Here is a 21,425-nt window from a genome sequence, read left to right on the forward strand (position 1 = left end):
GCGGCCGTCCGCCAACGGCGGGTGATCACGGCTGGAGCACGCGGTGCGCAGGACGGCGGGTGTGAACGCCGGGCACCGACTGCGTGCCTGACCCGTCCTGGCCACGGATCGATCATGCGGGAATCCGGAAGCCGTGAGCATCCGTCGCCCGATCAGTCATTTCCAACGGGTGGGCCGGGCCGCATCAGTCGCCGCCACACGAGCGGTACGACTGATTCCGCAACGGATGCGCGGTGCGTCCTCCTCCCACAGACTGACGCCCACATCGCATGGTCCGGCCGAAGGTCTCCGCCTGCTCGCGCACGGTGGAACGCGGACGACCGGGCGTGGAGGAGGGAGTGATCAAGTGGCTGGTGAGATCGTCACCGAAGTCGAACAGACGCATGGTCAGGACGCTGACGCCACCGACGTCCCACTGCTCGTCGGGACGGTGCGGGGCGTGGGCTCCGTCGCCGATGCCGCCGTGTGCGCCGAACGGGCCGCTCGGCGGCTGGACCGCGGCGTCGTCGTCGACTGGCCGGCACCGGATGAGGACACCGCGGTGCTGGCCGTGCGCGACGCCATCGGCCACACCCTCGCCCGGGTGGAGATCAGACCCCTCTCCGACGAACCCGCCCGCACGCTGGAACCTCTGATCCCCCCAACCGCAGGATGGCAGGCGTCCGTTCTGGCCCCGCCGCCCGGGATGGGCCGTGCGAGCGCCCTTCTCGATGTCCTGGAGAACCACGCCGCCGTCTACACCGAGGCGGAGGTCGAGGCCCTGTGGAACTCCATGCCCTTGTTGCGGCGGTACGCGGAGGATGATGGTGGTTCGCCGTTCTCCGACTGGGCCCTGATCTTCCGTGACCACTACGTGGAGAACAGTGTCGGCTTCCTGCTGGCCGCGGAACGAGCCGGTGTTCCCGGCCAGTGGATCTACGCACTGGCCAAGGGCGACCGCACGGCGAACCGCCGCCGGGTGCACGCCTGGTTCCTCCACCGCGGCTACCGCAGCGCGGTGCTCGACAACTCCGTGATCGACGGCACGTCCCCACCCGCCGAAGTGGACCTGGCCCGCCGCACCGCCGCGGACGTGGACGACTTCATCCGCCGCGCGCACCGCGCCGGCCGGAGGGTACTCATCATCGACGACGGCGGGCTGCTGGCGCAGGGTCCGGGAGGTCGCCGCATGGTGACGGAACCTGTCGACGCCGCGGTGGAGCTGACCGTCAGCGGACTCAAACGCATCGCGGCCGCTCCGACCGTGGGACTTCCCGTGTTCAACATGGCCAGATCCGAAGTGAAGGGCGTCATCGCGTACAACGAGATAGCCGACTCCTGCCTGCGGCGCGTCCGCGCGATCATCCCCAACCAGAAATTCGTCGGCCGCCGGGTCCTGGTCACCGGGTACGGCGTCCTGGGTTCCCGGCTGGCCCGGCAGTTGCGCGGGATCGGCTGCCGGCCGACAGTCGTCGACAGCGATCCGCTCATGCTCATCCAGGCCGCCGAGGACGGCTTCGACACCCGGCGCACGGTGGCCCGGGCGCTGCGCGACAGCAGCCCCTTCCTCATCGTCTCCAGCGCGGGCGAACCCGTACTGGAGGAGGACGACCTCGCTCTGCTGCCGGACGGGCTCCTGCTGGCCGGCTTCGCCACCAAGGACTTCAGCCTGCTGCACACCGGCCGGGCGGGTATCCCCGGACAGCGGGTGCCGGGGCTCGGGGTGCGGTACAGCCTCCCCGGTGGCCGTCACGTGCTGATGCTCGGCGACGGACGCTCCCTCAACCTCTTCGAGTACGAGGGCATACCCAACCGCGGTTACGACGCCTACCGGGCCGCCACCCTGATCGCGGCCCGTGAACTGTGCGGCAACCACGCCGCCTATGCCTCCGGGGTGCACGTCGAGCCCGTCAACCAGGCCGTACGCCACGCGGGCCTGCTGGATGCCTACTACGACCTCTACCTGGAGGACGGCCCCGGCACCGACACGGCTCCGGCCGACCGGACGGCGGCGCGCCGTGAACGGTGAGTTCGACGCCGTACACGTGTGCGTCGTGGGGTACGGCGTGGTCGGTACTCTGCACACGCGGCTGCTGACCGGTCTGGGATTCCGGGTCAGCGTGGTCGAACGGAACACCGCGGTCTGGCTGCCGGACGGAGTGCGCGGCTGGCGGACGGTGGAGGACGTACCAGCGGACACCGTGGACGTGTGGCTGGTGTGCACGCCCACCGAAGACCATCTTCGCACGCTCACACGTATCCTCGCCCTCGATCCCGCGGCCCGGGTGCTACTGGAGAAGCCGGCCTGCCGGACGGCCGAGATCGATCGGATGCAGGCGGTTCTGGCGGCGCACCCCCGGCTGCGGGTCGCGGTGATGGACCAGTACCGCGACTCGGCCGTCATCGCCCGGGTGAGGGAGACACTGCGGACCCTGGCTCCCGGAGAACCGGTGCGCCGCATCCGCGTGGCGTTCAGCAAGGACCGGCGCCTCGACGTCCGCCGGGGCCGGTTCGTCGACCGCGACCACGGAGTCTTCGGATACGAGTGGCACCACATGCTCGCCATCCTCGGCGGACTGCTGCCACCCGCCCGCTACGGCTCCTATCTGGCACGGCCTGTCGCTTCCGGCGAGCTGCGCTGCCTGTTCGACGAGCAGTTCGTCATCTCCGCGGCCCTGGAGGAGACCTGGGCCGGCCCCGTCCAGGTGGAACTGTTCTCCACCGTGGTGGGGGATCCCGCCGCGGCTGGTACGGGCGTGGGAGCGCCCGCCTGGACGGCCGACTTCCCACTGGCCCACGGCGGCCGTCAGCGCCTCGTGCGCGTGGAGAGCGAGAGCGCCCACGTCACCGCGGAGCTGGAACCCGTCGGCCAGGGGCCCGACGGCCCGCTGCCGCGCAACGTCCACCGCATCACCGCGCGGACCCCCGCCGGCCGGGTCGACCGCAGCCATGTCACCGAATTCCTGATGAGTGACGCGCTCCGCCGCCTCATCACACTTCTGCGGGACGGCTCGGTCAGCACACCCGACCTGCGGACCCTGCACCGCATCGCACTGCTCAGCTCGCACGCCCTGCACGTCGGCCGGCTGCCGCATGCCGTCGGGCCCTCCACCGGCTGACGGCCCCTCCCCGCCGACCGTAGGCAAGCGCGGAGCCGCGCCCCCACACCGTACGCCCACCACCGGAGATCCCATGACCACCGTCTGCTTCGTCGTCCCGCAGGACGAGTTCCAGCGCCTCTTCCTCCAGCAACCCGTCGACGTCCTCAACGCCGCGGCCGTCCTGGAGGCGGACGGCCTCGACGTCCGCCTCTGGGACCGCCGGCTGACCGCGGTGCCACCCCTCCAGACGACCCCCGACCTCGCCGTGCTGGTCACCGCCGTGGCCGACCGTGCCCAGTGCTACCCCCTCGACATAGCCCCCAGCCGGGAAGCGGTGCGGGAACTCCGGTCCCTCTGGCCCGCCACCCCGGTCATCGCCGTGGGCCCCCACGGCACACACCTCCCCGACGTCACGCTGCGCGACCTCGGCGTCGACCACGTCGCGCGCGGGGAGAACGACTCCGCGGCGGTCAGGGCGGTCCGCGACTTCGTCGCCGGCCGCGCCCTCACCCCGGTGCTCCCGATGGCGGGCACCTACGAGGACCTCGACACGGACCACTGGCCCCTGCCCGCCTACCATCTGACCGACAGCGGTGACTACACCGCCGAGGTGGTCCTCCAGGGCCGGGCGCACCGGGGTCCGGCCGGGCTCGTACTCGGCGTACGCGGGTGCAGTTACGGCTGCACCTTCTGCCACTTGCCGTTCGGCACCCGGATGCGGCCGCGTGCCGTCTCGCGCACCATGCGGGAGATCACACGACTGCGGGACCTCGGCACGGACTCCCTCTTCTTCCTCGACTACGTTTTCGGCCTCCATCCCACCTACTACGACGACCTGTGCCGCGAGATGACCGGACTCGGCATCGGCTGGACCGGCCAGACCCGAGCCGAGGTCGTCCTGCGCAGCGACGTCACGCGCTGGGCGGAGGCGGGGTGCACCGGCATGTGGCTCGGCGCCGAGTCGCCCGGCGTCGCCGACGCCGGGGTCGGCAAGCGAGTCTCCGTGGAGAAGGTGACCGCCGCGATCCAGAAGCTCGCCGACGCCGGCATCACCCCGCTCGCCTTCATCCTCCTGGGCCTCCCCGACGACCCCGCCTGCCAGAGGGACCGACTCGTGGACTGGGCGGCCGGGCTCCCCGCGCTCTTCGGCCTCAACCAACTCGTGCTGCGCCCCGGGACCCGTCTCTACGACGACCTCGCCCCCCGGTACACGGACGGCTCCGCGCCCGCCCACTGGACCCAGGTCGAGGACGTGACGAGGCGCTACCGCAGCGCCTATCCGGCCGACCTGGACGACCAGTGGGAACGCCTGATGAGCCTGCCCAACTACCTGGGCAACGCCATGGCGGCCGGCTGAGCGGAGGGAGCCGTCCGGCGGCCGGGCCCGCGCACGCTTATGGAGGACCTCGCATGACCACCGTCGCCACCGGCCGCCTCGGGCGTGCCCTGCGGCACAGCTTCCACGGGTTGCCGAGCGCCTACTGGTGGCTGTGGACGAGCAACCTGATCAATCGGCTGGGATCCTTCGTCGCCGCCTTCCTCGCGCTGTACGTCACCACGGACCTCGGCCACTCCGCCGCCTTCGCCGGCTTCGTCGGAGCCTTGTACGGCCTCGGTGGCACGGTCGCCTCCGTCGTCGCGGGAGTGCTGACCGACCGGGTGGGGCGTCGCCCCACCATCGTGGTCTCCCAGGCGTCCACGTCGGTGGCGGTGGTATGCCTGGCGCTGGTCCGGGACACCGCCACCGTCGCCGTGTGCGCGTGCCTGTGCGGCTTCTTCGTCAACGCCGCCCGCCCTGCCACACAGGCGATGATGATCGACATCGTGCCCCAGCGGGACCGGGTCAGGGCGTACACACTCAACTACTGGGCCACCAACATCGGCCTCGGCGTCTCCTCGACCGCCGCGGGCGCCGTCGCCCGCCACAACTACGCCTACCTCTTCTACGCGCAGGCCGCGGCCATGGTGCTCTGCACCGCGCTGGTCCTCGCCAAACTGCCGGAGTCCCGGCCCGGGGAAGGGGGAGCAGACGGGGGGACCGAGCCCCCGGAACCCCTCCCTCCCCGTGCCGCGGATCCTCCAGGCCGGGCCGGAGTGTCCCTCTGGACGGTTTTCGCGGACCGTCCGTTCATGGCGTTGGCCGCGCTCAACCTGCTGCTTGCCACGATCTTCCAACTGGCCTACGTGGGACTGCCCCTCGCGCTCCAGCGGCAGGGCCACGACAGCAGCGTCTACGGTCTCGTCATCGGCCTCAACAGCCTGCTCGTCGTGGTGCTCCAGCTCCCGCTGACCCGCCTCACCGGCAAGTGGATACCAGGTCCGGCCCTGGTCGGGGCCTCCCTGTTGGCCGGATACGGCTTCGGGCTCTACTCCGTCACGGACTCGCTCGTACCGCTCCTGCTCGCCACCTGCGTCTGGACACTCGGCGAGATCATCAGCTCACCCGCCCAGGTGGACCTGGTGATCCGTCTGTCGCCCACGCACGGCCGCGGACACTACCAGGGAGTCAACAACTTGTCCTTCGCACTCGCCTCCCTGTCCGCCCCATTAGTCAGCGGCTGGACCCTGGAGCACTTCGCCCCCGCCGTCCTGTGGACGGTGACCGCGGCCTGTGGCACGTGTGTCGGGGTGGGCTACCACCTGCTCCAGCGCCGTATCAGCGGCATGCCGGCGGAGGAAGCGCGACCAGCTCCCGGCGGGGCCCGCCGCGGCAGGGCGCGGTGGCCCTGGCGGGCCCCGCGGTGACCCCGACCGCGCCCCGCGGTGAGCGGGGCCCGGTCGGGTACCACGGCCGCGCCTTTGCGTCAGTTCACCGAGAACTTCGAGGCGTTCTCGGCCAGCCAGGAGTCGAAGCTCTTGAGCTCCGGGTTCAGCTCCCGCAGCCGGTTCAGGTCGCGGGCGCCGGTGAACTCCTGGTCGAAGTCGCCGTAGTACTGGAACATGTTGGCGATCTCGGCGGCAGCCGGAATGTCGAGGGACCGGAAGACGTCGTAGGGCACGGACTGGAAGCGCACCGGCTCGCCGAGCACGGCCCCCAGTTTCTCTGCGTACTGCGCACCGGTCAGGTGGTCGCCGGCCAGGCTGATGGTCTGACCGATGTACTGTTCGCCTCCCTTGAGGATGGCGAAAGCCGTCCGGCCGATGTCCGCCACATCCACCCCGGCCAGGAGCTTGCCGTCCTCCAGCGGCAGGGTGAGCGTCAGCACGCCGTCCTCACCGCGCTTGGGGCCGAAACCCTGGAGGAAGCCCTGGAAGAAGAAGGTGGTGTTCAAGAAGGTCGTCGGCACCCCGGCCGCCCTGAAGAGCTGGTTGCCCTCACCTTTGGCGTCGAAGTGGGGCACGTTGTACTTCTCCTGGAGGACGGGCATCCGGCCGTCCTCCAGGGGCAGGAGCTCGCGGGTGTCCTCCAGCGTCGACCAGATCACATGACGCAGCCCCGCGGCCTTGGCGGACCGGACCAGAACCTGGGTCTCCTCGATCTCCTTCGCCGCGGACATGTGTGCCCAGAAGTTGGTGACGAGGAAGGCGCCGTAGGCACCCTCGAACGCCTTGCGCACGCTCGGTTCGTCGTCGAAGTCCGCCCGGACCACCTCGGCACCGAGCTCCGCCAGTTCCCTGGCGGCGGGCGAGTCCGGGTTCCGGGTGATCGCGCGGACCGCGAAGCCCGACTCCGGGTCGGCGAGGATCGCGCGGGCCGTACCACCGCCCTGGGCACCCGTTGCTCCGGTGACGGCGATGACCTTCTTCTCGTTCATGGAACTGCCCCTGTCAGGTTGATAGTTGACGCTTCAGCCACGCTAGGGAGTAGAAACTTGACGCGTCAACCAACATGCGACAGATCAGGCCACTCAGTCGCACGTTCGGCACGACACGCCCCTGACCGTGGTGGGTACTTCGATTTCAGGGTGCTCGCAGGGCCGAACGATCTCGGCGCGGGTTCGCCGTCGGCGTCACTGACCGCAAGGGCCTGAGTGGTCACAGTACGGCTGCCGGCGGCTGCGCGCGCAGCCGCACAGCACGGCCCTGGTTTCGGCGCGCTGCCCCTCGTCGGTGTCCAGGGTCAGCTCACCGCGCACGATGAGCTGCCCGGCGGGGGTGCGGGTGATCCGGGTGGGCCGGTCCGGGCTTTCCGCTCCGGTGTCCGCCAGCGCGTACTGGAGCGCTCCTGTCGGGCAGCGGCGCACCACTTCGGCCACGCGGCCGGCAGGAGCGCCATCCAACCTGATCCAGGGGCGCCGGTTCACGTCGAAGACCTCGGGCAGTCCCCTGACGCACTCGGCGGCGTGGAGACAGCGCCTCGCCTCGTACGTGACGGTGATGTCCTGCGTCTCGTAAGCCTTCTTCTGCGGCGTGGTGTTCACGTCGGTCACCTGAGCCGGCTCGGCCGGACGCTCAGTCACTGACCTTGCTCCGGTTCTGGTACAGCAGGTCAGCGTACTCGGGGTGCCGGTCGATCCAGCCCGCGTAGAAGGGGCAGGTGGCGAGGACCCGCAGCCCGGCGGCGCGGGCTTCGTCGAGAGAGGCCCGGACGAGTGCGGAGCCGATCCCAAGACCCTCGTGGGCCGGTGACACCTCCGTGTGGACGAACGCGATCAGCTCCGCCGTACGGATGTACTCCGCGAACCCGGCGACCTCGGGCCCTTCGTCCAACCGCGCCTCGTAGCGGCGCGCCTCGGGTGCGTCGACGACTGTGACTGTCACTTGTTCTCCTTGGTGCCCGGTTGATTCGCCAGACGCGAGTGCGAGTTCGTGGCGCTTGTTGACGCTTGTTGACGCTTCGACGAAGCTAATGAGCGAGTATTGACGTGTCAACTATGGCCGGAGTCCGCTCGCGTGTCGGCGGCGATGCGACGGGAGCCCCTGCGCAGCGCGCCTGCGCGGGCGGGCTCGGCACACCGTCGTTGGCGGAGGCCGGACCGGTGTGGAACGCGGGACGTCGAGCAGCGGAGAGACGGTGATCCGGCCGCGCTCCTCCTCGCTGGTCGTGTACGCAGAACACCACCAGCGCCACCGAAGTGCCCAGCGTCCGGCGCCACCCGGTCACCGAGACCTACCGCCCCCTTGCGGCGCGCGACAACTGCCTCGGCGCTCCCTTCCAGCCAGCCCGGAGTTCACCGTGGACGGATGACCTGTCCGACGACGGCGGCACCCGTCCGATCGACACCGCTGGAGCCTGGGCAACGCCGACACGAAAGTGAACAGAGCCGGAGCCGACGGAGTCATACCGATCCGAGCAGCGGTCCGTCGAGGATGCCCTTCTCCGCGAGGTAGAAGGCGAGACCGCCGACGGGGGCGAGCACGGTGCACAGCCAGTAGCGGCGCACCCCGGCACGCGCCAGACAGACGGTCAGGAGAGCGGTGAGCAGTGCGCCGACGATCAGGAAGACGGCCGCCTCTCCCCAGTAGTGCAGCGTCAGACCCAGCCAGGCCCCCTCCCCCAGCACCACCATCGCGATGACCGCCCCGGCCACCGCTCGCAGGTCCCCCCGCCCGCGCCGTACCGTCCACCCGGCCCAACCCAGCAGCGGCCCTCCGACCAGCCCCGCCACCGACCACACGGCGGCGGTTCCGAGCCCTCCGGCCCCGAACGTGTTGCCGAGCGTGGACGCCGCGTAGTAGCTCCCGCAGGTGGCGAGCATCATCAAGCCCCCGCCCCAGGCGGCGAGTCGCCGGACACGAATCAGTGCGCCGGCCACGGCAGTCCAGATGATCCAGGTGGATATCGAGTTGGTCGCCCGTTCCAGCAGGGGTGTCGTCCCGTGCAGAGCGTACGTCGCCCAGCCGAGCACCAGCCCGAAGGCCGCGGTCGCGGTGAGGACGATGGCGGGGGTGTCGTAGCGGGACGCTGTTCCGGTAGCCATGCCCGCACTATACACACGGTGTATAGATACATGTGGCTGACACGTCAACTTTCTCATATCGTGGACTCATGACGGAATCACCTCGATGGCTGACCCCGGTCGAGGAGCGGCAGGGAGGGCCGCCGGGCCAGATCGCCCTAATGGCAGAGATCGCTTTGGGATCCACTGTCAAGGCAGATAACCGGTGGCCTCGGGGTGAGCAGGTCCAGCACAGTTGGGCCATGACGATCTCCGGGGGCCAGTTCATGCCTGGCATCGAGTTGTCTGAGGTCTTGTACGTGGAGGCGGTGGAACCGATCCTTCGGGATGCGTTTCCCGGGCTGCGCTACGCGGCTGCCCGGATCGGTAGCGGCTCCGAGGTGCTGGGCTTCGACACACCGCGGTCGGCCGATCACGAGTGGGGCCCGCGGCTGGAGATCTTCCTGACAGCCGAGGACCAGGCGCAGCACGGTGCCGCAGTCCGCCGCATCATGGCCGAGAGGCTGCCGAAGGAAATTCGGGGCTGGCCCACTCACTTCGAGGAGAGCGACGATCCGCTGGATCCGGTCGGGCGTATGCAGGTGACCGACGGCCCGGTAAACCATCGCGTAGCCGTGCACGACGTGGACGGATGGCTGACCGAACAGCTCGGAGTGTCTTCGGCCGGTGCCGAACTGACCACGCGTGAGTGGCTGGCGGTGCCACAGCAGCGGCTTGCGGAGACCACCGGTGGAGCGGTGTTCCATGACGGGCTCGGCACTCTCACCAACGTCCGACGGCGGCTGACGTGGTACCCGGATCAGGTATGGCGGTATCTACTGGCTTGCCAGTGGCAGCGCATCTCACAGGAAGAAGCGTTCGTGGGCCGCTGCGCGGAAGTCGGCGACCACATCGGTTCAGCCGTCGTGGCCGCACGCCTGGTCCGTGATCTGATGCGCCTCTGCCTGTTACTGGAGCGCCGTTACGCCCCCTACAGCAAGTGGCTTGGCAGTGCCTTCGGCCAGCTCCCTGCGGCGAAGTCGCTCAAGCCGGCTCTTCGTGGCGCGCTGGCCGCGACGGACTACCGAACCCGCGAGGCACATCTGTGCGATGCCTATGAGAGGGTGGCGGCTCTTCAGAACGCATCGGGGCTCCACACACCCGTGGACCCGAAGCGGCGGCCCTACCACTCGCGCCCGTTCCAGGTTCTGCGCGCTGAGCGTTTCGCGCAGGCGCTTGCGGAGACGGTCACGGACCGGGACCTTCGGACGTCGGCGCTCGTGGGGAGCGTGGACCAGTGGGCAGACAGCACTGATCTGCTCAACCAGCCCCAAGCCGTTCAGGCCGCAGCACACGCTCTCAAATGAGAGGCGGCAGGGCTGCGTGAACGCGCTGCTCCGTCCGACGACGGCAGAGTTTGTGCGTCGATCACGGTCATGTAAGAAACCGGCTCCCCGGGCGACGGTCCTTGGACCCGGCCAAGCCGTGGATCGACGAGATGCTGCGTGAGGACGCGACCGCGCCGTGAAAGGGAGATTGGCCGCAGCCATTTCGGGCCCAGCCGTCGAGTCTGGTCGGCAAGCCTCCACGCACCTGTGGGGGATGCGCTGACGGAGGTCCACCGAGGCTTAGAAGGATTGCGGGCGCCGCGCCGCCCGTACGCCCTCGGCCGACGATGTCCGGTCTCACCAGCCGCACACCACCAGCCGAGGGCTTGGCTCACTTCCCGACCGCCGAGGCCCAGTCGAGGTTCACACCCATGTCGGAGTACATCTTCGAATACCCGACGTAGCAGTCGAACCGCTTGACCTTGCCGTCGCGCAGGTACCAGAAGTCGGCGGTCGGGACGTCGACCCTCCCGCCCGTCGGCTTGACGGTGCCGGCCGGCGTCTGCAACGCCCCCTTGAAGGTGCCCTGGATCGCCAGTTCGATGCTGATCTCGTCGTCGTTCACCGTGATGCTCTTCAGTTCACGGTGGACGTCGGGGAAGAGGGAGACCATGCGGTTCAGAACATCGCCGAGGGCCTTGCCCTGGTAGGTGGCGCCGGCGACCTTGTCGTCGAAGACGCCGTCCTTGGTGAAGCTGTTGACGAAAGCCTCGACGTCCAGGCTGTTGCCCTCCGCCACGTGGTACGCGTTCAGGACGACCGCGAGGTTGGCTATCTCATGCCTGGTCAGGTGACGGTTCGTGAGCGGCAGCGCCGACAGCTGCTGAGGACTCAGGGCCTCGTGGGCCTGCACGTTGCTGACGCGGTGGCCGCCGACCGCACTGCTCGCGGCCTGTGTCGGCGCGGCGGCGATGGCGAGACCGCCCATGCCGGCAATGGCGGCCGTGGTGACGATCGTCTTCCAGCGGAACGACTTCATGTCTGGTTTCTCCACATCGGATCTTCGGGGTCCAGGCCCGTCGCAGCGGCTTCCCGCCGTACGCGCCAGAAACTAATCAAATGCTTGATTGATATTAGAGTTGGTCACTCGGGAGGATGTCAAGCGAACGTTTGATCTACAGGCGGGGGCGTCGTCCGCCTTCCTCTACGAGTGGGGCACCGATGGTGCCGCACATACACCCGGCGCCTGTGCGCCGCGAGACTCGGCACCTCCTGGTGGCGCCGCGCAGCGGACGCCGGCATCATGCTTCCCTGTCACGTGCCGCTGCACCGCGGCCCGGTCGGCGGGCGCCCGCTCCGAAGCCCCTTTACCTGACGAGACGGGCGTAGGCCCGCAGTTCCTCCACGAAGAGCCGGGGCTGTTCGAACGCGGCGAAGTGACCGCCAGCCGCGATGTCGTCGTTGAAGTAGACGAGGTTCTCGTACGCCTTCTGCGCCCACACCCTCGGCGTGCGCACCAGCTCGCCGGGGAAGACGCTGACCCCGACCGGCAGCTCCAGGCGCGTCAGGTCGTGGTTGTCCCGGTAGAACTCCCAGTAGAGCCGCGCCGACGACGCACCTGTGTTGGTGAGCCAGTACAGGCTGATGTCGTCGAGCATGCGGTCGTAGCCGAGGAGGGGCTCCGGACGGTGGGCGCTGTCCGTCCAGTCGATGAACTTCTCGAAGATCCAGGCGGCCTGGCCCACGGGGGAGTCGGCCAGGGCGTAGCCGAGGGTCTGGGGACGCGTGGCCTGCTCCTGGAAGTAGCCCGAGTACTGCTGGGCGAAGACCTGCTGCTGGGCGATGGCCGCCTTCTCCTCCGGCGTGCCGTCCCCGAGGGCCGTGTTGGTCAGCATGAACTCCGGCAGGTTCAGGTGCACGCCGAGCAGGCCGGCCGGACGCTGCTTGCCCATCTGGGTGGTGACGGCGCCTCCCCAGTCCCCTCCCTGGGCGATGTAGCGGCGGTAGCCCAGACGCTGCATCAGGGTGATCCAGGCGGAGGCGATGCGTGCGGGGTCCCAGCCCGCCTGCGCGGGACGGTCGGAGAAGCCGTGCCCGGGCATGGAGGGTATGACGACGTGGAAGGCGTCCTGCGCGCTTCCGCCGTACCGCGTCGGGTCGGTGAGTGGGCCGATCGTGTCGAGGAACTCCACGAACGACCCCGGCCAGCCGTGGTTGAGGATCACCGGCAGGGCGTCCGGGTGCCTGGACGGGACGTGCAGGAAGTGGATGCCCAGGCCGTCGATCCGTGTCCGGTACTGTCCCGCCTCGTTCAGCCGGGACTCCAGGGCACGCCAGTCGTAGCTCGTGCGCCAGTGCTCGACGAGGCCGCGCAGCCGGCCGAGCGGGACGCCCTGGGAGACGTCGTCGACGGTCTCGCGTTCCGGCAGCCGGGCCGCCGCCAGCCGTCGCCGCAGGTCCTCCAGCGCGCTCTGCGGGACGTGGAGGTCGAAACGGGTGATGTCCGGGCCGGCGGGCGGCAGGGTGAGACCGGCCACCGACGCGGGCTGGGCCGCCGAGGCGTTGTGGGGCAGCCCGACCGACACGGCGGAAGCCGCCCCGACGACGGCGGCCGACCGCAGGAAGCCACGCCGCGAGCTCGTCTGCGGTGCTTCCTCGGCGAGAGGTGACGCGATGGTGTGTGAGCGTCTGAACACGGTGTCCTCCGTTGCTCCTGGATGCTGGTATGGGTTTGCAGGGGCCGTGACACCCGTATCTCGACCGGCTCGACGCCCGGCATCGGGTCGGACACGGACCTGTGGGGACGCGGTGGGCGCCGCCCCAATCGCAGGCACAGGGAGCAGGACGGGCAAAGACCCTTCGAACCGTCGTCGGCAGGCGCTTGCACCATCGTCGGTGGGCGCCCGGCGACACACTCAGCCGGGCCGGGCCTTCGGGTGTGGCATGGGCAGCGACGGGAAACGGAAGGCCGCTAGGAGTGGCGACGTCCTTCCCGTCTGGAGAGCAGGTAACGATGTCGTAGTGCTACGGCTGTGGTGTGCGACGTCCGGCCGTGCCCGAAGCCGAGCTGTCCATGGCGCGATCATAGAAACCAAATGGATGACACGTCAATCATTTGGAGCATTCTTCGGCTGCGTACGGTCACGCACCCTCTGACAGTTGACGTGTCATGTAAATGCTCCCTAGTGTGCGGCTCGAAGGAAGTGTTCAGCTGCGCGGGAGAGTTGAGGGTTCATGTCCGACAACGAGAAGATCATCAGGGACGCCTACCAGGTGGCGGAGGTCCAGGACATCCCCGGGTGGATCGCCGGCTTCACCGAGGACGGCACCTTTACGGACCAGTCCGTCGGCATCACCTACCGCGGCCAGGAGGTCGGCGACCCCGTGGTGAACTACGCCACGGCCTTCCCCGACATGCACCGCGAGCTGTACGACGTCTACGTACAGGGCGACATCGTCATCGTGGAGCTGTCCCTGAACGGCACGCACAACGGGCCCCTGAACACGCCGATGGGGGTCATCCCGCCCACCGGCAAGACCATCAAGGTGCCGTGCTGCGACGTGTTCCGGCTGCGTGACGGCAAGATCGAGTCGTTCAACTGCTACCCGTCGGGCACCGTCCTGTTCGGCCAGCTGGGCGTGCTGAACAACCTGGAGGCCGCCGCCGCCCAGTGACCCGTCCGGGGCGGTCCGACGGCCGGCGTCAAGGCCCGCGCCGTCCGCCCCGAACACGTCGGCGGTGCGGTTCGGCAACGGAGCGGTGGCAGGTACGACGTCACACCTGCCACCGCTCCGGCGTGTCCGGCCACACTTTCGCCGCCCCGCCGCCCCGCCGCCCCATCGCCCCGCCGCCCCGCTGCTCCAGCCACCCGCCACCCCGGATGGATGACGCATCACCCAGTTAGTTGACACGTCACCTTTCCAGGTCTACGGTGATTGAAGATTGAACGGAACGGTGGCCCGGCCCCAGCCGACCACCCCAGCAAGGAGAAGACCATGGGACAGCTCGACGGCAAGACAGCAGTCGTCACCGGCGGCACCAGCGGCATCGGACTCGCCACAGCCCGCCGCTTCCGCGAAGAAGGCGCCCGCGTCTACATCACCGGCCGCAACAAGGACACCCTCGACAAGGCCATCACCGAGATCGGCGGCAACGTCACCGGTATCCAGGCCGACAGCGCCGACCTCGCCAGCCTCGACCGCCTCTACACCACCATCGCCGACGCCGGACACCACATCGACATCCTCTTCGCCAACGCCGGCGGCGGCACCTTCGCCACCCTCGAACAGGTCACCGAAGAACACTTCGACACCACCTTCGACACCAACGTCAAGGGCACCCTCTTCACCGTCCAAAAGGCACTGCCCCTCCTCAACGACGGCGCCTCCGTCATCCTCACCGGCTCCACCGCCGCCAGCGTCGGCAACGAAGCCTTCGGTGTCTACGGCGCCTCCAAGGCCGCCATCCGCTCCTTCGCCCGCACCTGGGCCAACGAACTGCGCACCCGCACCATCCGTGTCAACACCATCGCCCCCGGCCCCATCACCACCCCCGGCCTCAACGGACTCGCCCCCAACGACGAGCAGGCCGCGCAGTTGCGCGACACCCTCGCCGCCGGCGTGCCCCTCGGCCGCATGGGCCAGCCCGAAGAAGTCGCCAACCTCGCCCTCTTCCTCGCCACCGACCAGTCCAGCTACATCACCGGCACCGAAATCTTCGTCGACGGCGGCGCCAACCAGGTCTGACCACCACAAACGCACTCACCGCCGTACAGGAGGAACACCGCCATGCACATCGGCACCACAGGCATCTGGAGTCCGGAACTGCGCCTGCACGGCGACAGCGGAGAGATCGCCGACGCCGCGGCCGAGCTCGATTCCCACGGCTGGGGAGCCCTGTGGATCCCCGGTCTCGGCGGGGGTGACATCCTCGGCGACACCGAACGGCTTCTGGCCGCCACCAGGAACACCACGGTCGCGACCGGCGTGCTGAGCATCTGGCGCCACCCCGCCGAGGAGATGGCCGCCGGGCACGCCCGGCTCCGCAAGGAGTACGGCCACCGCGTCCTCCTCGGCCTCGGCGTCAGCGACGCCGCCGCCGCCCGGCACGCCGGCGGGACGTACCGTCCCCTGGCCGCCCTCGGCACCTACCTCGACCGTCTCGACCAAGCCCCCGAGCCGGTACCCGCCGACGAGCGACTCGTAGCCGCCATGGGCCCCAAGCTCACCGAACTCGCCGCCCGTCGCAGCGCCGGCACGCATCCCTTCCTCGTCACCCCCGACTTCACCGCCGGCGCACGGGCCATCCTGGGGCCCGGCCCCCTCCTCGCGCCCTACCAGGCCGTCGTCGTCGACCCCCGTCCCGACAGCGCCCGGGCCACCGCGCGGGGCTTCCTCGCCCCCTTCATCGGTATGGGGCACTACGCGAAGAGTCTGCTGCGCCAGGGCTTCTCGGAGGAGGACCTCGCGGGCGGCGGCAGCGACCGCCTCATCGACTCCGTCGTCGCCTGGGGCAGCGTCGACGCCGTCGACGAGCGCGTCAAGGCCCACCTCGACGCGGGCGCCACCCACGTCGCCCTCCACGCCATCAGCGCCGACCCGGGACTGCCGCGGACACAGTGGCGGGAGCTCGCACCCCTGGCCCGCTGACGGGATGCCGATGCGGTGCGCCGCGAAAGGTGACTGAAGCGTCAACCTTTTCCTATGCTGGTCCCATGACTGAAGAACCCCGTTGGCTCTCCCCTGACGAGGGACGGGCATGGCGCGGCCTCCTGCGCATGCACGATCTTCTGGTCAATCAAGCGGGCCGGTCCATGCAAAGCGAGTTCGGGCTGTCCGCGACCGACTACACCGTGCTCGCCGAGCTCACCCGCGCCCCGAACGACCGCCTGCGCGTGATGGAGCTCGCCAAGGTACTGGGGTGGGAGAAGAGCAGGGTGTCGCACCACCTGTCGCGCATGGTCAAGCGCGGTCTCCTCACGCGTGAGGACTGCGCCGACGACGGGCGGGGGGCCTACGTCGCGGTCACCGCGGCCGGCCGCGCGGCCATAGAAGCAGCCGCACCACGGCACGTAGAAGACGTCCGCCGCCTGTTCCTCGACCACCTCACACCCGGCCAGGTCGTTCTGCTGGCGGAGATCACCGACACGGTCATCGAGAAGATCAGCCCGCAATAGCGCCGGGCACGGGGTGTACGAGAAACCGCGCACGGCCTCGTACCCGGTGCTCCGCGCACACGCGGAATGAACCGGGCCCCTCATCGTTGAAGGAAACATGAAAAAGATCGGGTTCCTGTCCTTCGGGCACTGGACGCCGTCACCGCACTCCCGGACCCGCTCCGCGTCGGACTCCCTGCTCCAGGCGATCGACCTCGCGGTCGCGGCGGAGGAGCTGGGAGCCGACGGCGCCTACTTCCGGGTCCACCACTTCGCACGGCAGCACGCCTCCCCCTTCCCGCTGCTCGCGGCCATCGGCGCACGCACCACCCGGATCGAGATCGGCACGGGTGTGATCGACATGCGCTACGAGAACCCCTTGTACATGGCCGAGGACGCCGGGGCCGCGGATCTCATCTCCGGAGGCCGGCTGCAACTGGGCATCAGCCGGGGGTCTCCGGAGCAGGTGATCGACGGCTGGCGGTACTTCGGCTACCGGCCGCCGGAGGGTGGCACCGACGCCGACATGGCACGCGCGCACACGGAGACCCTGCTCGACGTGCTCAAGGGCGAGGGCATAGCGGAGCCCAACCCCAGTCCCATGTTCGCCAACCCGCCGGGGCTGCTGCGCGTGGAGCCGCACTCCGAGGGCCTGCGCGACCGCATCTGGTGGGGGTCCGGCTCCAACGCGACCGCGGTGTGGGCCGCCGAGCTGGGGATGAACCTCCAGAGCTCGACGCTCAAGGACGACGAGAGCGGCGAACCGCTGCACGTCCAGCAGCGCAAGCAGATCGAGGCGTACCGGGAGGCGTGGCAGGCGGCGGGCCACACCCGCGAGCCACGGGTGTCGGTCAGCCGCAGCATCTTCGCACTCGTCGACGACCGGGACCGCGCCTACTTCGGCCAGGAGCGCGCCTCGACGGACCAGATCGGCTACATCGACCCCGACACCCGCAGCATCTTCGGCCGGTCCTACGCCGCCGAGCCCGACGTACTCGTCAAACAGCTCGCACAGGACGAGGCCGTCGCCGCCGCCGACACCCTGCTGCTCACCGTGCCCAACCAGCTCGGTGTCGAGTACAACGCGCATGTCATCGACAGCATCCTGACCCATGTGGCACCGGAGCTCGGCTGGCGCTGACACCCGAGAGGGGTGACGGGCCGGCACCGGGTCACCGGTCCCGGGGGCGGGTGAGCGCGTGGCCGGCCTGCCCGTCACCGCGGACCGGACGGGCAGGCCGGCCGCCGCACCGCCTCGTGCGTGTCAGGCAGTTGCCCCGTTCGATCGGCGGTCTGAGACGATTCCGTCATGTGCGCAGCCCAAAGCCCCCCGGAGGACCCCTCGCTCCGGCTGACCGTGTCGGCGCGTGAGCGCCTCCAAGCCGTCGTTTTCGACGCCAACGCCTACGGCGTAGCCCGACCGAACCTGCAACAGCTCACGAGGCTCGCCGAGCGTCTCGCCGGCATCGGCATCGAGACCTGGGTACCCGAGCCCGTGGCCTGGGAGTGGGCGGAGCACGTCTCCCGCGACTGGGAAGCCGTCAAGAACGCCGCCCGGCAGGAGCGTGACCGGATGAACCGGGCCGGCATCCCGGTCGCCGTGCCCACGACGCCGTACGACAGCAGAGAGGCTGTCATCGACGCGGTTCTCGGCAACTTGAGTGCGATACCGCATGTGAGGATCGTCAAGCTGACGGGCAGCAGCGCTGTCGAAGGCCTGAAGGACCAGGTCCTTCAACGCAAGCCGGCCAAGACCAAGGGCGGCACCCCGGAGAAACCCGGATCCGCGGTCAAGACGGGCGCGAGCGACAGCGCGTGGCTGCGCGATGTACTGGACCTCGCCCCGCCGGAGAGAATCCTCATCGTCGGCGCGGACAAGGACGTCGACGCGGCGTTCAAGGCATGGGGCAAGCCCATGCCGCTGATACGCACGCTGGACAAGCTGCGGGCGACCCTGTTCGACGTCACCGTGGACGACGGACATGCGCAAGCGGCCATCGCTCGCCACCTCGTGAGCCGGCTTCCCGCAGACACCTTCGACAGCGACGGCACGGGTTTCGACATCGGCCACATCACGGGGTTGGAATCCGCGATCACCCACAGCACCGACGGTGACGGCAGCAGCCTCAGCGTCTACGGAGCCAGTGTGACGCGCCTGTTGGCCCTCGCCGGAGTGGGTGAGGTGAGCATCGCGGACGACGTGTCCGACGACTCCGCTCGGAAGGAGCCGGCCCACACGCCGCGCCCCGGCGACCTCGGATCCGCCGATCATGTGACCGCCTACGCCACGGCCTACTTCCTGGCGGAGGGCGAAGCGACGGTACAGACGCTGTTCAACGGCGGTGATCCGGAAGTGTCGGTCCTCCACTACGACAACATCCTGGTCCGGGCCGAACTCAGCTTCCACTTCACGGACGGGTTGATCACCGCTGTGGAAGCCGAGGCCGAGGCGGAGGCCACGCTTGTCAGGAGCGCCTATGACGACGACAGCGACGCCCTTCACCGGCTGGACGAGGCGCTCACCTGGGTGCCGGGCCTCGAACTCCGAGTGGCGCCCCTCCTCGGCTCGGACTCCTCGGAACTCTCCGCCCGGATCCAAGGCGTCCCCACTCGGGTCAGTACCACGCTGACTCCCAGGGACGGCGCCTGGGAGCTGGAGCTGGCCATCGAGCACGACGGAACCGACGACAGCCTCGACCTGCTGGAGGTGAGCTGCGACTACGACCCGGGGTCCTGGTGGGGCGGCTACCACGACGGCGTCCAAGGGCCTGACGCGTACCAGGTGGGGGTTTCAGGACCCGATGTCATGGGGTCCCACGGCCTCTGGACTGTTCCCGCATGGATCATCAGCAAGATCGACTGGGAGGCCTGAGCGGCTCCTGCCGTCGGTTGACGCGCGCCTGCGACTTCACCGCGTTCCCCCACGGGGCCAGGGCCCTGCCGGAAGCGTGGCTGAGTCGGTCGAGCGGCCCCTCGGCCGGCTGCTACGACACAGACCGGATCGCGGAGATGTCGAACTGCAGTCGGACCTTCTCGCTCACCATGGCGCCGCCGGTCTTGAGGCGCTGGTTGTAGGCCAGACCCCATTCGGTGCGGTCGATGGTGGTGGTGCCGTCGAAGCCTGCTCGCTCGTAGCCGAACGGATCCAGGACCGACCCGAGGTAGTCGAGTTGCAGGTGGACGGGCCGGGTGACGTCGCGGATGGTCAGGTCCCCGGTCATGCGGAAGGTCCCCCCGCCTTCGTGGCTGGTGGAGGTGGAGCGGAAGGTCATCTCCGGGTAGCGACGCGCGTCGAAGAAGTCGGGGCCGATGATGTGCGCGTCCCTCTGCTCCACGCCCGTGTCGACGCTGGCGACCCGGACGACGAGCTCGGCCCGCGACTCGGAGGGCCGGGCTCCGTCGAAGTACAACGTGCTGTCGTAGTCGGTGAAAGCCCCCCGGACCGTGGTCACCATGGCATGCCTGACGGAGAATCCGACGCGGCTGTGGGAGCGGTCGATGGTCCACGGCCCGGTCAGTGCCTGGAATGCCGGGTCGAGCGGGACACTTCGGGGTGCGTCCGCCGGGTCGGAGGTGTCGGTGCCGACAGCCGTGGCCGGGTCGATGACAGCGCTCTGGCGGCGACTGAAGATTCCCATGTTTCGTGAGCCCTTTCCATCAGACCGCTCCGTGCTATCACGGCTTCGCCGGCACTGCCCGGCGAGATGGGTGGTCTCGTCCGGTCTCCATGCGGTCCCCTGCAAAGCTGTACAAGATCAGCAAGTTGTGGGGGTGCGCTGCCGGACGGGCCGCGTCAGCACACCGTGAACCACTGGGAGGGCTCTGCCGGACCGCGGTCCGCGTCGTGCGTCTCCCCGTGCGCCCTACTTCGGCGGCGTGGGCGTGTCGTGGGTGTGGTACATCGCCTGTACGTCCAGCTCCAGTTGGACGGTCGGGCCGACGACGGCGATGCCACGGGCCAGCATGGAGCGCCAGTTGAGCGTGAAGTCCTCCCGGTGGAGCTCCGCCTTCGCGAGGGCCGCGCAGCGCAGTTCCTGCTCGTAGCCTCCGTTGACCGTCCCGAGGTAGGTCGTGTCGAGTCCGACGGAGCGGCTGGTGCCGTGCATGGTGAGCGTGCCGTGCAGGGTCCACTTGGAGCCGCCGCGGTAGGCGAACCGGGTGCTGGTGAAGTCGATGTAGGGGAAGCGCTCGACGTCCAGGAAATCGGCGGAACGCAGGTGATTGTCACGCGTGTTGTTGCCGGTGGAGATGCTGGAGGCGTCAATGCGCACCGAAACGTGTGAGTCGGCCATGTTCGGTGCGACACGGATGCCGCCCTCGAAACGGGTGAACCGCCCGTGGACATGGGCCATGCCCACGTGCTTGGCGATGAACCGGATCGCGGTGTGCGGAGGGTCGAACAGCCAGGTTCCGGCTGTCGGGAGTTCCAGCTGCCGGGCGGGTTCGAGCGCGATGTGCCTCGGGGGCAGCGCCACCCCGGGGGCTATGTCCAGTTCCTCGCGGGCGGGTGAGAGACCCTCGGCCGCGGTCAGCACGCTGTAGGAGCCCGGTGCCAGTGTCGCCATGAAATACCCGTGGGGGTCCGTGGTGCCCCGCGTGGCCACCCGGTGGCTGTCGCGCGCGGTCACCGTGACCTCGGCTCCGCCCATGGGCTGCCCCGTGGGATCCACGACCATGAGGCCGAACGCCCCGGCACCGGGCGGCAGGGGGACCGAGAGGCTCGGCACGACACCGGAGCCGCCGCGGGAATGCCGGCGTCGGAGCAACCTGAGAGCCATTGAGTTCACCTTTCTCCACATGCGTTGCCGTCACACGGCCCGCTCAGCTGCTTGCGTTCGCGGTCGCCAAGAATCGCGCGCGGCAGAAGGACGGACGCGAAGCGAACGGTTCATTGGCGATCATAGAGCCGTCCGTGCACAGGCTCCTGGCCGCAGAATCGAGGCTGCTCAACCCTCTGCGGGTGGATGCGGGGTCGTCAAACAGCGCTCCGACCGGCCATATCGCGGCCCTCGGCTTCATCTCTTTGCGGCAAAGCTGTGGTGA

At 69.2% G+C, this 21,425-nt stretch carries 19 protein-coding genes; 11 read left to right on the top strand and 8 right to left on the bottom strand.

Features of this window, described 5'->3' with window-relative positions; translation table 11 throughout:
- Positions 1-346 precede the first annotated feature (346 nt).
- The 4 genes from AQJ11_RS36095 (at position 347) to AQJ11_RS36110 (ending at position 5,825) form a co-directional block, all read left to right on the top strand.
- Complete coding sequence (locus AQJ11_RS36095) at positions 347-2,008, top strand: Rossmann-fold NAD(P)-binding domain-containing protein (protein WP_059266092.1); 1,662 nt, start codon at positions 347-349, stop codon at positions 2,006-2,008.
- Positions 1,998-3,098: a Gfo/Idh/MocA family oxidoreductase gene (locus AQJ11_RS36100; RefSeq protein WP_059266093.1), complete on the top strand. Its 1,101-nt coding sequence runs from the start codon at positions 1,998-2,000 to the stop codon at positions 3,096-3,098. The genes AQJ11_RS36095 and AQJ11_RS36100 overlap by 11 nt, the downstream gene beginning before the upstream one ends.
- 73 nt (positions 3,099-3,171) lie before the next feature.
- Positions 3,172-4,437 (top strand): B12-binding domain-containing radical SAM protein, encoded by a 1,266-nt coding sequence (locus tag AQJ11_RS36105; RefSeq protein WP_014669639.1) that lies wholly within the window; start codon positions 3,172-3,174, stop codon positions 4,435-4,437.
- A gap of 53 nt (positions 4,438-4,490) precedes the next feature.
- Entirely contained in the window at positions 4,491-5,825 is a 1,335-nt protein-coding gene (locus tag AQJ11_RS36110) for an MDR family MFS transporter (protein ID WP_059266094.1), read from the top strand.
- 59 nt (positions 5,826-5,884) lie between these two features.
- Here AQJ11_RS36110 and AQJ11_RS36115 read toward each other — a convergent pair whose 3' ends face one another.
- The 4 genes from AQJ11_RS36115 to AQJ11_RS36130 form a co-directional block, all read right to left on the bottom strand.
- The gene (locus AQJ11_RS36115; RefSeq protein ID WP_014669637.1) at positions 5,885-6,835 is read right to left on the bottom strand and encodes an NmrA/HSCARG family protein; all 951 of its coding nucleotides are present in this window, start codon (positions 6,833-6,835) and stop codon (positions 5,885-5,887) included.
- A 195-nt stretch (positions 6,836-7,030) separates the two neighbouring features.
- A complete protein-coding gene (locus tag AQJ11_RS36120; protein ID WP_059266148.1) occupies positions 7,031-7,441 on the bottom strand; it encodes a (4Fe-4S)-binding protein in 411 nt (136 codons plus the stop codon).
- A 31-nt stretch (positions 7,442-7,472) separates the two neighbouring features.
- Positions 7,473-7,781 carry a GNAT family N-acetyltransferase gene (locus AQJ11_RS36125; RefSeq protein ID WP_014669635.1) on the bottom strand — a complete coding sequence of 103 codons (309 nt, stop codon included), beginning with the start codon at positions 7,779-7,781 and terminating at the stop codon, positions 7,473-7,475.
- Between the two features lie 518 nt (positions 7,782-8,299).
- Complete coding sequence (locus AQJ11_RS36130; RefSeq protein WP_059266095.1) at positions 8,300-8,941, bottom strand: DUF6518 family protein; 642 nt, start codon at positions 8,939-8,941, stop codon at positions 8,300-8,302.
- A gap of 221 nt (positions 8,942-9,162) precedes the next feature.
- Between AQJ11_RS36130 and AQJ11_RS36135 the strand changes: the two genes are divergently transcribed.
- On the top strand, positions 9,163-10,266 hold the full coding sequence (locus tag AQJ11_RS36135; protein ID WP_059266149.1) for a DUF4037 domain-containing protein: 1,104 nt from the start codon (positions 9,163-9,165) through the stop codon (positions 10,264-10,266).
- Positions 10,267-10,618: 352 nt separating this feature from the next.
- Here AQJ11_RS36135 and AQJ11_RS36140 read toward each other — a convergent pair whose 3' ends face one another.
- Positions 10,619-11,266, bottom strand: coding sequence for a nuclear transport factor 2 family protein (locus AQJ11_RS36140; RefSeq protein WP_014669633.1), 648 nt, complete (start codon positions 11,264-11,266; stop codon positions 10,619-10,621).
- Positions 11,267-11,594: 328 nt separating this feature from the next.
- Entirely contained in the window at positions 11,595-12,812 is a 1,218-nt protein-coding gene (locus tag AQJ11_RS36145) for an epoxide hydrolase family protein (protein WP_079082569.1), read from the bottom strand.
- Positions 12,813-13,461: 649 nt separating this feature from the next.
- Between AQJ11_RS36145 and AQJ11_RS36150 the strand changes: the two genes are divergently transcribed.
- The 6 genes from AQJ11_RS36150 (at position 13,462) to AQJ11_RS36175 (ending at position 19,254) form a co-directional block, all read left to right on the top strand.
- A complete protein-coding gene (locus tag AQJ11_RS36150) occupies positions 13,462-13,902 on the top strand; it encodes a nuclear transport factor 2 family protein (protein ID WP_014669631.1) in 441 nt (146 codons plus the stop codon).
- Positions 13,903-14,223: 321 nt separating this feature from the next.
- Positions 14,224-14,973 (top strand): SDR family oxidoreductase, encoded by a 750-nt coding sequence (locus tag AQJ11_RS36155; protein ID WP_059266097.1) that lies wholly within the window; start codon positions 14,224-14,226, stop codon positions 14,971-14,973.
- Positions 14,974-15,015: 42 nt separating this feature from the next.
- A complete protein-coding gene (locus tag AQJ11_RS36160; RefSeq protein ID WP_059266098.1) occupies positions 15,016-15,876 on the top strand; it encodes a TIGR03620 family F420-dependent LLM class oxidoreductase in 861 nt (286 codons plus the stop codon).
- 128 nt (positions 15,877-16,004) lie between these two features.
- Positions 16,005-16,403 carry a MarR family winged helix-turn-helix transcriptional regulator gene (locus tag AQJ11_RS36165; protein ID WP_014669628.1) on the top strand — a complete coding sequence of 133 codons (399 nt, stop codon included), beginning with the start codon at positions 16,005-16,007 and terminating at the stop codon, positions 16,401-16,403.
- 97 nt (positions 16,404-16,500) lie between these two features.
- Entirely contained in the window at positions 16,501-17,523 is a 1,023-nt protein-coding gene (locus AQJ11_RS36170) for an LLM class flavin-dependent oxidoreductase (RefSeq protein ID WP_059266099.1), read from the top strand.
- Between the two features lie 168 nt (positions 17,524-17,691).
- Positions 17,692-19,254, top strand: a complete 1,563-nt coding sequence (locus AQJ11_RS36175) for a hypothetical protein (protein ID WP_244218532.1) — start codon at positions 17,692-17,694, stop codon at positions 19,252-19,254.
- A gap of 112 nt (positions 19,255-19,366) precedes the next feature.
- Here AQJ11_RS36175 and AQJ11_RS36180 read toward each other — a convergent pair whose 3' ends face one another.
- Together AQJ11_RS36180 and AQJ11_RS36185 are read right to left on the bottom strand one after the other, a co-directional pair.
- Positions 19,367-20,020 carry a YceI family protein gene (locus AQJ11_RS36180; RefSeq protein ID WP_059266100.1) on the bottom strand — a complete coding sequence of 218 codons (654 nt, stop codon included), beginning with the start codon at positions 20,018-20,020 and terminating at the stop codon, positions 19,367-19,369.
- 225 nt (positions 20,021-20,245) lie between these two features.
- Positions 20,246-21,160: a YceI family protein gene (locus AQJ11_RS36185; RefSeq protein ID WP_059266101.1), complete on the bottom strand. Its 915-nt coding sequence runs from the start codon at positions 21,158-21,160 to the stop codon at positions 20,246-20,248.
- Between the last annotated feature and the right edge of the window lie 265 nt (positions 21,161-21,425).

Origin of the sequence: Streptomyces corchorusii (assembly GCF_001514055.1) — a bacterium.
Lineage (GTDB): Bacteria > Actinomycetota > Actinomycetes > Streptomycetales > Streptomycetaceae > Streptomyces > Streptomyces olivaceoviridis.